This is a genomic window from Candidatus Amoebophilus asiaticus 5a2, assembly GCF_000020565.1.
Lineage (GTDB): Bacteria > Bacteroidota > Bacteroidia > Cytophagales > Amoebophilaceae > Amoebophilus > Amoebophilus asiaticus.
In genome coordinates this window covers 1,743,145-1,756,391 of sequence record NC_010830.1, presented here as the reverse complement: position 1 = coordinate 1,756,391, position 13,247 = coordinate 1,743,145, and the positions used below count along the sequence as shown (strand labels likewise).

General features: G+C 35.5%; 12 protein-coding genes and 3 pseudogenes. 10 read left to right on the top strand and 5 right to left on the bottom strand.

The window, feature by feature from the left end; genetic code table 11:
- Positions 1-98 precede the first annotated feature (98 nt).
- The gene (locus tag AASI_RS07050; protein WP_012473421.1) at positions 99-1,526 is read left to right on the top strand and encodes a sel1 repeat family protein; all 1,428 of its coding nucleotides are present in this window, start codon (positions 99-101) and stop codon (positions 1,524-1,526) included.
- On the opposite strand, the pseudogene AASI_RS08455 reads toward AASI_RS07050, so the two are convergent.
- Positions 1,510-2,270 (bottom strand): annotated as a pseudogene (locus AASI_RS08455) (IS5-like element ISCaa9 family transposase). The gene AASI_RS07050 and the pseudogene AASI_RS08455 overlap by 17 nt on opposite strands.
- 61 nt (positions 2,271-2,331) lie before the next feature.
- On the opposite strand from AASI_RS08455, the gene AASI_RS07775 reads away from it, so the two are divergent.
- The 5 genes and pseudogenes from AASI_RS07775 to AASI_RS08450 all read left to right on the top strand — a co-directional run.
- Positions 2,332-3,048: an ankyrin repeat domain-containing protein gene (locus AASI_RS07775; RefSeq protein WP_262481550.1), complete on the top strand. Its 717-nt coding sequence runs from the start codon at positions 2,332-2,334 to the stop codon at positions 3,046-3,048.
- Positions 3,049-3,132: 84 nt separating this feature from the next.
- Positions 3,133-3,399 (top strand): ankyrin repeat domain-containing protein, encoded by a 267-nt coding sequence (locus AASI_RS07030; RefSeq protein ID WP_044282901.1) that lies wholly within the window; start codon positions 3,133-3,135, stop codon positions 3,397-3,399.
- Positions 3,396-3,902: an ankyrin repeat domain-containing protein gene (locus tag AASI_RS07025; RefSeq protein ID WP_083758859.1), complete on the top strand. Its 507-nt coding sequence runs from the start codon at positions 3,396-3,398 to the stop codon at positions 3,900-3,902. The genes AASI_RS07030 and AASI_RS07025 overlap by 4 nt, the downstream gene beginning before the upstream one ends.
- Before the next feature lie 89 nt (positions 3,903-3,991).
- Positions 3,992-4,784 (top strand): IS5-like element ISCaa8 family transposase gene (locus tag AASI_RS07015; RefSeq protein WP_148204952.1). Its coding sequence is split into 2 segments (ribosomal slippage): positions 3,992-4,252 and positions 4,254-4,784, totalling 792 coding nucleotides; the frame shifts between segments, so codons are not numbered across the junction.
- Positions 4,785-4,802: 18 nt separating this feature from the next.
- Positions 4,803-4,994: pseudogene (locus AASI_RS08450) on the top strand (ankyrin repeat domain-containing protein); the annotation flags it as partial.
- Between the two features lie 103 nt (positions 4,995-5,097).
- On the opposite strand, the pseudogene AASI_RS08715 reads toward AASI_RS08450, so the two are convergent.
- A pseudogene (locus tag AASI_RS08715) lies at positions 5,098-5,337 on the bottom strand (IS481 family transposase); the annotation flags it as partial.
- Between the two features lie 310 nt (positions 5,338-5,647).
- Positions 5,648-5,818, bottom strand: coding sequence for a hypothetical protein (locus AASI_RS08900; RefSeq protein ID WP_012473419.1), 171 nt, complete (start codon positions 5,816-5,818; stop codon positions 5,648-5,650).
- Positions 5,819-6,214: 396 nt separating this feature from the next.
- Here AASI_RS08900 and AASI_RS07010 point away from each other — a divergent pair, with 396 nt between their 5' ends.
- The 4 genes from AASI_RS07010 to dapA all read left to right on the top strand — a co-directional run bounded on the left by AASI_RS07010 (position 6,215) and on the right by dapA (position 10,566).
- The gene (locus AASI_RS07010) at positions 6,215-6,967 is read left to right on the top strand and encodes a ZIP family metal transporter (RefSeq protein ID WP_012473418.1); all 753 of its coding nucleotides are present in this window, start codon (positions 6,215-6,217) and stop codon (positions 6,965-6,967) included.
- A 145-nt stretch (positions 6,968-7,112) separates the two neighbouring features.
- Positions 7,113-9,128 (top strand): NAD-dependent DNA ligase LigA, encoded by a 2,016-nt coding sequence (ligA, locus tag AASI_RS07005; RefSeq protein ID WP_012473417.1) that lies wholly within the window; start codon positions 7,113-7,115, stop codon positions 9,126-9,128.
- Complete coding sequence (locus tag AASI_RS07000; protein WP_012473416.1) at positions 9,125-9,682, top strand: DUF6913 domain-containing protein; 558 nt, start codon at positions 9,125-9,127, stop codon at positions 9,680-9,682. Before ligA ends, AASI_RS07000 begins: the two co-directional genes overlap by 4 nt.
- Positions 9,679-10,566 (top strand): 4-hydroxy-tetrahydrodipicolinate synthase, encoded by an 888-nt coding sequence (gene dapA, locus AASI_RS06995; protein ID WP_012473415.1) that lies wholly within the window; start codon positions 9,679-9,681, stop codon positions 10,564-10,566. Before AASI_RS07000 ends, dapA begins: the two co-directional genes overlap by 4 nt.
- Before the next feature lie 355 nt (positions 10,567-10,921).
- Here the strand turns inward: dapA and AASI_RS06990 are convergent, their stop codons facing one another.
- Together AASI_RS06990 and AASI_RS06985 are read right to left on the bottom strand one after the other, a co-directional pair.
- The gene (locus AASI_RS06990; RefSeq protein ID WP_187146265.1) at positions 10,922-11,782 is read right to left on the bottom strand and encodes a PASTA domain-containing protein; all 861 of its coding nucleotides are present in this window, start codon (positions 11,780-11,782) and stop codon (positions 10,922-10,924) included.
- Positions 11,783-11,817: 35 nt separating this feature from the next.
- Positions 11,818-13,083 (bottom strand): D-alanine--D-alanine ligase family protein, encoded by a 1,266-nt coding sequence (locus AASI_RS06985; protein ID WP_012473413.1) that lies wholly within the window; start codon positions 13,081-13,083, stop codon positions 11,818-11,820.
- Positions 13,084-13,247: the final 164 nt, after the last annotated feature.

Here is a 13,247-nt window from a genome sequence, read left to right as displayed (position 1 = left end):
GCCTAAGGGAAAAAATAAAGCGCCCCTGTTGCCTGTTAGTTTTCTTTATTCTAAAATTTATCCACATGTTTCCTTCTCTCAATCTAAGCTAGCCACATATGGATAAATTTAGCTACAACAATAATAATATTTTAAACCTTTTTATTGCTCCTACTAACCTAACGGGAGAAAAACATGAAAGATTAAGTGAAGATCCTGCGCTAGCTAATGAGAAGGAAAGTAATTTTAGTAAAGCAATTGCATGTTACAAAAGAGCTGCTGAAGCAGGTCATTTAGAAGCACAGCAAAAACTTATTAGCTCTAGAAATACAGGACAGTACAGCAACCCACATCAGGAAGCAATGAAGTGGTATAAAGATGCTATCAACCGAGCTGCAAATAGCTGGGGTAAAACAAGCAGGGAAAATAAATTTTTGAATTTTACAGAGTTTATACAAAAAGCCGATGCAACTGAAGCACCATTAAAATTATCTGACCTAATCGTTATGGAGCTAGATGCTACCCACGTACCGACCACGATAGAATGGGGAGGTATTTCTACAAGAAATGGTAAAGCAAGTCATATTTTCGCACCAATCTTTACGCTACCTAATGTTAAAAAGTATGATGATAAGGGGGTCATTGCTATTGATGTTGCTGGACCTGGGCTTGAAGCAGATGAGATAGCTTATTGTGTAGCCAAACGAAGCGGCGAGTATTATTTTATCGTTGAATTAGGAAGCATAGTAAAGGATAGCGAAGATAAAATAATAGAACAAGTAGGATCAATTATTAGAAGACATAAGGATGTGCTCTACATCGTTTATGAAAGAAATGGTGCTGGCTGTTATTTTGGGAAACCTGTAAAAGATGAACTTAATAAATATAATATAGAGGTAATAAAGCTAGAAAAACAAAAAAAGCGATCTAAAAGTTCGAATATAAAAGATGAAAAAGGAGAAGAAGAGGAAGAAGATACTTCAAAACAAGTAAAGGTATTACTTGCAATTAACCAAAATAGCAATAACACAGATACTCAAAAGGGTGAAGGTAAAATAACTAGGATTATCTCTACTCTCGAACCTTTACTAAACTCACATAAGCTTATTATTGACCTAAAGATTCTCCAAGAAGATTTTCAGAGAATATCACAACCAGAAGTAGGAGATTTAAATTGCAGCTTTTTTTACCAATTACTAACAATAGGTGCAAAAGGTGCTCAATTCACCTCTCAAGGTTTTAGTAAACCCACACATGATGATCGTATAGACGCACTAGCAATAGCAATACAACATTTAAGAGATAGAAAAGAGAAGAATCAAACTGTGCAAACCTCACCAATACGTAAAAAAAGGTTACCATTAAAAGCCATAAAAAAGCATCAAAAAGCTGCTGAGCAAGGAGATATAAATGCATATTACAAATTAGGAAAAATATATGAAAAGCAGGAAGTGTCGGAGCATTTTGTAACTGCATTCAACTATTATTCAATTGCTGCTATAAGAGGCTGTCTAAAAAGCCAAAATGGAGTCATAAAAGCCGCTTAAGCATGATTCTAATCATAACAATTTTAATATGTGTTTCAGAAGACTTGGGATTATGCTCGTAATCTTTAGAGAGCCTCCTAGAAAAACTCAGCCAAGCAAATGTACGCTCGACTATCCATCGCTTTTTTAGAATATGAAACCCATTTGAGAGCCGTTGTACAACTTCTAAAGTATAACCTAGCACCCCATAAGCCCACATTATACATCCTTTCTGGTATCCTCCATCTACCCATATGTGTTTAATAGAAGGGAATGTATTAAAAAGGCGAATAAGCAAAAGATGACATCCTCTTGAGTCTGATAAGTGAGCTGAATGTACTACCACACAAAGTATAAGCCCCAGCGTATCAACAATAATATGCTGCTTACGGCCTTTTACTTTTTTTGCTGCATCATAGCCTCTCGACCCCCTTTTTGTGCTGTTTTAACCGAGCGGCTATCCATAATGGCAGCGCTAGGTATGGCTTGTTTGCCCAACTTTTCTCGTACTTGATCTCGAAGTGTATCATGGACTAAGTCCCATTTACCATTTCTTCGCCAGCGATAATACAAGTCATAAACACTTTTTCAGGGTGGAAAATGGGCAGGTAGCATGCGCCATTGACAGCCTGTTTTTTCTAAATAGAAAATAGCATCTAATACTTCTCTTATAGTGTATTTACGGGGTCGGCAAGGACCTATGTAAGTAACTAATGGTTCTAACACTTCCCATTCCTTATCTGTTAAATCGCTAGTGTATGGCATAGCTGTTAGTTTAAAGTTCACTAACTAATTTTATAAAGTTTTGTCTGCTTTTCCTATCTAAATTACCCTTTTTAGACAGCCTCTAAGAGGTCACCAAGAATCACAATATAAGTTAGGGGAAATGTATGGAAAAGGTCTAGGAGTAGAAAGGAATGAAATAAGGGCAATTAAATGGTATAAAAGAGGTGCCAAAAAAGCACATATACCTGCGCAGGTATTTCAAGAAGCTATTAAATGGGGGCATTTAGAAATAATTAGCCTACTAATACAAAAGGGAGCAAAGGTGAATATTAAAGATCAGAATGGTTATACTGCATTGTATGAGGCTGCTAAAGAAGGGCATTTAGAAATAGCAAAGTTATTAATAGAGAATAAAGCAAGTATATACACTGGAAACCCACTTCATGGTGCTGCAAAAGGGGGCCATTTAGAAATAGTTAATCTGTTAATACAAAAAGGAGTAAATGTAAATGCTAAGGATCAGAATGGTTATACTGCATTGTATGAGGCTGCTAAAGAGGGGCATTTAGAAATAGTTAATCTGTTAATACAAAAAGGAGTAAATGTAAATGCTAAGGATCAGAATGGTTATACTGCATTGTATGAGGCTGCTAAAGAAGGGCATTTAGAAATAGTTAAGCTACTAATAGAAGAAGGAGCAGATGTATCTGTTAGGACCTTACTTCACGGAGCTACTTGTAAAATAAATTCAGAAATAGCCAATTTAATAATAGACCCGCTGCGAAACAGAAGATCGATAAAAACATTAGATTTTTGAGAGTTAAATTTATTATTTATAAAAATTCAACCTGCGTTTTTTATACTTTAAACGTCTATTCTTATTTTTTATATTTTCTGAATTGTGCAAAATGCTCCTCTATTTTTTTACGGCAGTTGTTTCGCAGCGGGTCTAATACAAAAGGAAGCTAAAGTAAATGATAAAGACAACAATGGCAATTCTCTTCTTCATTTAGCTAGTGAAAAAGGACATATAAATATAGCAAATTTACTAATAGACAAAGGAGCTAATATAAATGACAAAGATAAGAATGGTTATTCTCCGCTCCATTGGGCTGCACAAAATGGCCGTTTAAATGTTGTTGATCTGTTAAAAATAGAGCTGATATAGAAGCTAAAGATAAATATGATGCATCTTCTCTGCATTTAGCTGCTTTGAAGGGCCATCTAGAGGTTGTTGATCTGTTATTACAAGAAGGAGCTAATATAAATGACAAAGATAAGAATGGTTATTCTCTACTCCATTGGGCTGCACAAAATGGCCGTTTAAATGTTGTTGATCTGTTACTACAAAAAGGATCTGATATAAATGATAAAGACAACAATGGTAATTCTCCGCTCCATTGGGCTGCTCAAAATGGTCGTTTAAATGTTGTTGATCTGTTATTAAAAAATAGAGCTGATATAGAAGCTAAAGATAAAGATGGTTATTCTTCGCTCCATTGGGCTGCGCTGAAGGGTTATCTAGATGTTGTTGATCTGTTATTAAAAAATAGAGCTGATATAGAAGCTAAAGATAAAGATGGTTATTCTTCGCTCCATTGGGCTGCGTTCAAGGGACAAGTAGAAGTGGTTAAGGTGTTACTAGAGAACGGAGCTAATGTAAATTCTTAGAGCCTGTTCAAGATCTTTGTTCATTAAGTTAATATTTATTAGATTAGAGAGGAAACTAGTCAATAACTTGATAAAAAAGGGACTTATCTATGACTCAAGAGTATTCTACTAATATTAATAGAGAACAATTTGAAGTTATACGCCCTATTTTGGAAGCAGCCCGAAAAAAGACTAAACCTCGCCAGGTAGATTTATATGAGGTATTCTCTGGATTACTGTATCTGCTCAAGACAGGCTGCCAATGGAGAATGTTGCCTAAAGATTTTCCTAAATGGCGTACGGTACATGCTTATTTTCAGATATGGAGTGAAAAGCAAGAAAATGGCATAAGCTTTCTAGAAGAAGCATTAAAAAAATATGGTTGCTCGTCTGAGGAAGCAAGCAGGTAAAGCAGCCCAAACGAGCCTGATTATAGTAGATGCGCAAAGCATAAAGAATACAGATACAGCCAAAGAGAAAGGCTATGATGGAGCTAAAAAGATAAACGGGATCAAGCGCCACATAGCCGTAGACAGCCAAGGCTTACCGCATGGGATATATGTTACACGGGCTAGTGAAACAAATAGAGATGGAGCAGTAACTATGCTTAAAGATCACAAAGAGCAATTAGCTAAGGTAAAGAAGGTGCTCGTAGATGGAGGCTATAGTGGAGAAGTGTTTGCCAACCAAGTAAAAGAAGTCCTTCAGGGAGCGGAAGTAGAAGTAGCTAAAAGGAGCGAATTGCATCGATTTAAGGTAATACCTAAGCGATGGATAGTGGAGCGAAGTTTTGGCTGGCTGGAAAAATGCCGACGCCTATGGAAAAACTGTGAGAGAAGATTAACTACAAGCTTACAAATGGTGGTGCTTGCTTTTCTAAGAATATGCCTACAAAGATTATGAACAGACTCTAAGGATAAGAATGACTATTTACCATTACATTGGGCTGCTATGAATAACCATATAAAAGTCGTTAAGTTGCTACTAGGAAAGGAGGAAACTAAGGTAAATGATAAAAACAACCAAGGTTTAACTCCATTACAGGTAGCTAAATATAAAGGCCATACAGCAATAGCTGAGTTATTAACTAAAAAAATACCTTTAAAAGATTAGGATAGAATTATATATAACCCAAGTTGCTAGTTATAATAAAGCTTGGTTTATCTGGAAAACTAATAAAAATAAGAGAACCTTAATTAAGTGTACAAGTCAAGATTTAAACTGACAAACAAGTTACGACAGGGGTGAAGCTGCCAGTATACTCTAGCCTGTCAGATGTGCTAGAAAGATACAACAACTCGTTGTTCTTTTCCAAAGCTAAGTGCTTACTATCTTTTCATGTTTGCATAGGTGTCTTGCCATAAAAATACTTTTCACTATGACTACGCTGATGGTTGTGGTAATATAGCCACTCATCTAAGTCATGCTGTAACTCTTCTAGACTAGTGTAGATCTTCCCCACTTAATCCTCCTATCAATCCTGCGATCCTTATAGATAATGACTCTAGTAGGGTTGCCACTTTGGCCTAATTGGAAATGGATACGGCGCCTTTGAGATGGGTTGTCTAAACTAACCAACCTAGATACATCCGCTCCTTGTTCTAGTAATACTTCTGCTCCTTGATAGGCATTAATCCTTGAGGTGTGTACATCTCGACATTTGCCTTTAATGTGCCTGATTCTTGATAATTGATAACAGGCAACAATATCTCTCCCTTTTGCTATAAGTTCTTATCCTATTAAAGACTCAATATCGGTTTAAAAACTCAATATCGGTTGAGTAGTAAGATTGCTTGAGTATGTGCTTGTATAGATGTTGCTGGCTCTCCAGTAATAGGTATGACTGGAAGCTTGAGATCATCACAACTTTGTAAGAAAAAGTTTACAAGTAAAACATAAGCTGTATATTGCTGAAACAGCGGATGATTCCTTCTCATAAGTTTATTAGAAATAATAGTAAGGAATTTACAATAAGTTATGCTTGCTTATTTTGCAAACTTAAATCCCATTAAGGAAGAAGATCCTATACTTTGGATGTTTAAAATAATAAGCTGATGCTGCAAAACAGAACGCCTTTATTTCTGGCTGCTGGACGTTTGTGCTGTAACTAGAAACCTTAGTAAGCTTCTTTATAACAAAAAAGCGGATTTAGCTTTTTATGCTGATATCCAGCTATAACCTATTTCTAAAAGTGAAATAAAGTGGCTCTATGCTACATACAGTAAAAGCATATGCTCTTTCTTAAATTTTAAGATATACTGCATTCAAACATTTAATCAGACTTTTATTATTGTATATTTGCAACTTAACCAACTATATAGCTATTACCTCATATGTTTACACAAATTGTTTCGCTCTTTCTAGCGTCTTTACTAGGAGGATTTGTGGTATTAATGTTGCCTAAACTTAAACCATCTACATTTAACTTTCTGTTAGTATTTGTTGGTAGCTATCTATTCTCTCTTACTATCTTACATCTACTTCCAGATTTGCTTGCTTTTCAAACTTCATCGCATTTTATTGGGTTTTATGTGTTGGTAGGTTTCTTTTTGCAATTATTGTTAGGTATGTTTAGTCAAGGGGTAGAACATGGTCATACGTATGAATCTCAACATCATGAACACCATGGAGTCTCTGCTACAGCATTATTTATCTCCTTATGTGTACATGCTTTTTTAGACGGTGTTATTTTAAGTAATGCTATACTAACAGTTTGTTCTCATTCGCATGTAGCTACTAATACACGATTATTGGTTGGTATAGTACTCCATAAATCTTCCGAAGCTTTTGCTTTAGTGAGTGTTCTCCAAGGGATAGTACGTAAAAAACGAACCATCTTCTGGTACTTACTAGGTTTTTCTTTTGCTTCTCCACTAGGACTATGGGTTAGTAAATATTGTAGTCAGAGTCTCTTATTTAACCAACAAATTTTTGTTGCCTTAGCTGCTATAGCAGTTGGTAATTTACTTCATATTTCCACGACTATATTCTTTGAATCTAGCCCACATCATCGAATAAACGTTAGAAGATTATTAGCTATCGTGGCAGGTGTCGGACTAGTAATGATGTTAGAGTATTTTTTGTAGATTGTAGCCATATTTAGCTACTATAAGATTATTGATTATTATATCCTAATCTTTACCTATGATATGAAAGAGCAAATATATCAGCTTTAAGTAAATATTTGTAGAGGTTAGCATAAAGCATTTTTATTAGATAATATAGGTAATGATGGATAAAGAGCAGGCTAGAAAAGAAATAAAAAGGCTGACTGCATTAGTTGCCTACCACAATAAGCTATACTATGAAGAGGCTCAGCCTGAAATATCAGACTATGAGTTTGATCAGCTTTTAGAAAAGCTTATAGCACTTGAAAACCAGTTTCCTGATCTTAGGCTACCTAATTCTCCTACCCAACGTGTAGGCGGAGAACCTTCTAAAAAATTTGCAACAGTTTATCATCAGTATCCTATGCTCTCTTTGAGTAATACTTACTCAGCAGAAGAGGTTATGCAATTTGTAAAGCGTGCTCACAAGCAACTTCCGGGAGCAACCATAGAATTCTTTTGTGAGCTTAAGTTTGATGGAGTAGCTATTAGCCTTTTATATAAAGAAGGAAAATTAGATAAAGTTGTAACGCGTGGAGATGGTTTTAAGGGAGATGATATTACTGAAAATGCTAAGCAAATACCTAATATTCCACAAATAATCGAGCATAAAGATCTGCCACCAGCATTTGAAGTAAGGGGAGAGGCCTTCATGTCACTAGCTGATTTTGAAAAATTAAATAGAGATAGGCTAGCACATGGGCTGGAACCTTTAGCTAATCCCAGAAATGCTACTGCAGGCACTCTTAAGACACTCAAGAGTACAGGGCCCAAAAGATGGTTGGACTGCTATATGTATTCTTTATTATCTACGGATATGGATTTGCCAACCCATGAAGTATGTATTCAATGGCTAGAAAAGTGGTGCTTTCATGTTTCTCCTACTTATAAAAAATGCCGGACTCTGGAAGAGGTAATGGCTTATATTGAATACTGGGAGTCTGCCAAAAACTCGCTTCCTGTTGCTATAGATGGGGTGGTAATTAAAGTAAATGATACGCTTCAGCAGAATAAGCTAGGCTTAACTGCTAAAAGTCCTCGCTGGGCTATTGCATATAAATATAAACCAGAGAATCTAGCTACTATACTAGAATCTGTAGATTATCAAGTAGGTAGAACAGGAGTAATTACACCAGTAGCTCATTTAAAGCCTATTCTTTTGGCTGGCACTATTGTAAAAAGAGCAACTTTACATAATGCAGGTGAGATTCAGCGCCTAGACCTTCACTTAGGTGATACAGTTTTTATAGAAAAGGGGGGTGAAATTATACCTAAGATAACAGGTACAGATGTAAGTAAAAGAAGTCTGGATAGCGAGCCTGTAAAATTTGTAACACATTGTCCTGCATGTGGCACTGAGTTAGTAAAAAGATATGAAAAGGCACTATACTATTGTCCTAATACAAAAGGATGTCCTTATCAGCTGCAAGGTTTGCTCAAACATTTTGTGCATAGGAAAGCTATGGATATCCGCTCTATTGGCAAGCAGACTATAGAAATGTTGATTAATAGGGGCTTGGTGCATACACCAGCCGACTTATATTCGCTCAAATACCAGGATATACGTTCTTTAGAAGGTTTTAAAGACTTGGCTACTCGCAATGTACTAAGTGGTATAGAGAGCTCTAAACAACGTCCTTTTGAACGTGTTTTATTTGCTCTAGGAATTAGACATGTGGGCGAAGTAATTGCCGATAAAATTACGCAGTATTATACTGACATAGATACTTTATCTAATGCTACTGTAGAGGATTTAATAGCTATTCCTTTTATTGGCACAGAAATTGCCCATAGTGTAACCAACTATTTTGAAAACCCTGAAAATTTAGCACTCATAGATGTACTTAAGCAAGCTGGTTTGCAGTTAAGCAGGCCTCAGCTAGCAACTGTTTTTGCCACTCAGTCGCTACCACTATCAGGAAAAACTTTTGTAATTTCAGGCACCTTTCAGAATTTCGAAAGAGAAGAGTTAAAAGAGTTGATTAAAAAGAAAGGAGGGGGAATACTGACTAATATTTCGGCTAAACTAAACTATTTGATAATAGGCGAAAATCCTGGTCCTGGTAAAGTAGCACAAGCACAAGCGCTAGGTATTTCTACTATCAATGAAACGGAAATCTTACAAATGCTGGAATTATGATTTCTTTTTTTAAAGATAAATTAAAAGATAGACTTTTAGCTTTATATACTCGTTACTCCAAACAGTATAAAAAGAGGGTACCTATTATTACTAATAGCCGAGTGCCTTTGGCAATAGGTTTGATATATACAGTAGAGGTAGATAATCCAGAAAAAACTGAAGCTGTATTACGTGCTATAGAAAAAATAAAAGCTAGTGGTAAGCAAGTTAAAGTGTTATGCTATCTGCCTACCCACCAAATGAATCCTAACATAAAATTCAAGGCTTTTTCTAAGCAGGATATCAATTTACTAGGGCATACCAAAAATCGGGAGCTAAATGATTTTTTAAAAACTCCATTTGAGCATTTATATCATCTAGACCTAACCAGTGATCCTGTGTTAGACTATATCATTACTATCTGTAACGCTAAATGTAAGATTGGAAATTTTATGGTTGGAAGAAATTCTATATTTGATATACTTTTTAAGGGGCTTGTTGAAACAGATAAAAAGTTTACGTTTGATAGTTTGATTAGCAAGATGCTTAACTATATGCAACTGTTACAAGTATGATAGAAAAATTAAAAGGCACAGGTGTGGCACTAGTGACACCGTTTGACGAAAAACTACAAGTTGATTTTGAAGGATTAGCTAAGCTGTTACAGATAAATACGGCAGGAGGAGTAAACTATTGGGTCGTACATGGTACTACGGGAGAAGCTGCTACTACAACATCTAGAGAGAAAAAAGAAATACTCGGATTTATACAGGCCAATAACCCTAATGCTATACCTATTGTATATGGACTTGGAGGAAATAATACCAATGATCTAATAAAGCAAATAGATGAAATGGATTTTAGTGGTATTGATTTTGTCATGGCTGTAAGTCCATATTATAATAAACCTTCTCAAGAAGGTATTTATCTACATTATAAAATGTTGGCAGATGTTTGCCCAATACCTATATTATTATACAATGTGCCTAGCAGAACAGGCTCTAGCATAGCTCCTGAAACTGTTATTAAGTTGAGTAGCCATCCTAATATAATAGGTATCAAAGAGGCTTCTGGTAACTTAGTAAGTTGTATCGAAATAGCTAGAAAAAAACCAGTGGATTTTCTGCTTATTTCAGGAGATGATGTTTTAACAGTGCCTATTATGTCTATAGGTGGCGTGGGTGTTATATCTACGCTAGCAAATGCCTTTCCTAAACAGATGACTGCCATGGTACAAGCTGCACTTAATAAAGACTTTCAATTGGCTGCCGAACATCAGTTTGAATTATTTCCTTTGCATCAACTAATAGCACAAGGGGGCAATCCAGTAGCTACTAAACAAATGTTAGCAGCATTAGGTATTTGTAAAAACTATGTAAGGTTACCTTTAGCTCCACTTGATACACTATTTATCGAACAGATGCAAGCTGCTATGCAACCTTGGCTATATAAAGCATAATTTACTTACTTATCTGATATAAAAGGCATGTATTATTATATCCTATTTTAAATTGAAGTAGGACACACCTGTTTGTAGAGTAGGTGCCTTAGCCTATATACTGAATAATATAGCTAAGGCTAAAAACTGATACTTATTTTACTGAGATTCTATTTCTAAACTATCCGCATCTGTTATAGCGTTAGGATTACCATTTTTTTCTTCCTCTAAAATATTATCATTTGATTGATTAGTATCCTCTGCAGTAGGAATGTTATATTAGACCCGCTGCGAAACGATTTTTGATATACAAAAAACAGCCAATAAATGCTCTAAAGGGCGAAAAAATAATGGGGTTTTTTGTTTCGCAGCGGGTCTATTGTAAATCAGATTCTATACTCAGCATACTGCTGTCAGAATAGATTTCAACAACATCCGGTATAGGCTTATCTCCTATAATAGGTTCATCTATTTTAGGCTCAACATCTATTGTATGCGGGTTGGCTTCTACCACCCATATATGAATAGGATCTCCTAAATTTACTTGGCTACCTACCTTAGGTTGTTGCTGGAAAATTGTTCCGGATTGTAGCAAATCAATATATTCATAAGCTGTTTTCCCAACACACATGCCCGCATCTAAAAGTAATAGCTCAGCTTCTTCTGCTGGCATACCTATTAAGTCAGGAACTACTACCAAGTGTTTATTCAATCCAGCACCCACTATTAAATCAATTTTAGAACCTTGTGGAATTCGTGTGCCTGGATCAATAGGTTTTCCATTATACCATTGCTCTAATACTGCGTTTTTTGCAATATCAGTAACATATGTAATAGTATTATAAGCAAGTCCTCTACTTTTTAGAGTAATATGTGCATTTCTTACAGAGCCATCTACTAAATTAGGCATAACTACTTCTGGTGGCTGTGCAGCATTAAGTGTAATATAAATGCTTCTTCCTTCTTTAACATGTGCACCAGGCTTAGGATATTGCTCTAGTACTACAGAAGGTGGATAGCTAGGTAAATAGATAATATCTTCAGTAAGCTTGTAACGTAAATGCCGCGTAGCTAAAATTTCTTTTAGCTCTTCAATAGGTATTCCTTTAAGATTAGGTACTGTAATGGCTTGTCCATGTTTAGTAATAGCAGGAAGACCCCATTGGAAAAACATCCATATCAAGCCACATAGAATACCTGATATAAGTCCTACATGTAAAAACAAAATGGCAATCATTTTTTTTATTCTTTTTGATGACATAAGAAAAGGCATTATATGGTTGCTATACGAGCTTTTTTATATCCATATTGAATAATAGTATGTATAAAATCAAAAGGCGTATAACCGTTTATAGCACATTGGTGAAAAATACAAGTAGCAGGTGTAAGTGCTGGTAAGGTATTAATTTCAATAATCCAAGTTTCTATGTGTGTAGGATATATTTTTACCATGGCATCAATACGAGCATACCCTTCAATATTTACTAGTTGCGCTACCTTTTGCAGATCTTCTTTAACTTTTGTAGAGATAGCAAGGTTGGTAGTAGGATCTGGATGAAATCTAGCTGGTGTAATATTTTGTCCCTCACCTGCTAAAAACTTCTCTTCAAGCGACAGTATATCGCCAGTGGCAACTACTTCAGAAGGTTCAAACATTTCATATTGCCGATTTCCTTGTTCATCTAAATGTGTTAGAAGTCCTCCTGTAATTTCTAAAAAATGTGTGGCTGTCCCTTTTTCTATTAGATCTTCTACCAAAAATTGTTGATAATTAGGAAAAGCTGCATTGGGTTTTAAACCTAATACTTGTGTAAGATTAGTAGGTTGGTTAGAATCTGCTCTAAATATATTCTCTGCATAAGCTATAAGCATGTCTTTATTTTGAATCTTAAACACAGCTACACTACAGCCATCATCTACAGGTTTAACAATAAATGGATATTTAAAAGTGGCTTCAATAGTCTCTATAGTTGCTGGCGTATTGTTTTTCCATTGGTCTATTGTAACCACAGCTTGATTGGCTACATATATCCCATGCTTATGTAAAAAGCGGTTAGTAGCAAATTTATCAATGGTAAGGCTTGTGGTTGTCACCCCTGAACCATTGTAGGGCAACCCATGCTGTTCTAAAATAGCTTGCAAAGTTCCATCTTCTCCTGGTCGCCCGTGTAAAGCAATAAAAACACTGTCTACTAAATGTGCTAATTCTTGGTAGGTTATAGCTGTAGGCTGCATGGTAAATGAACCTACATACTTTTTAATAATTGAATCTATGGCTGGCTCTTCAGTCCAATTAGTTGAATTGTCCGTAGTAGTAGAAATATGCTTGAGTCTTTCATGAATATCGTCAGCACTATCTTTTAGCAAAATATGAATGGGTAAAATAAATAGTGAATGTTGTAGGGGTGTACCAGTCAAAAAAATAGGAATAGGTGTGTATGTTCCAGAAGAAGCCAGCTTTTCATATACATTTCTCCCGCTTTCTACAGAAATATGGCGTTCGGCTGAAAAGCCGCCCATAATAATACCTATGCGCATATTGTTGGTATAATATAAATGATAAAAGTTTTTAATTATTGGGGTATGAACAAAGATAATAACTGGACAGCTAGATAGATAATTTGTTAAGAAGATACTTATAAGTTTTATGTACTAATCCCTTGAAAATTGCTTAATATATCTTATATTTTAAGTAGTGTTTA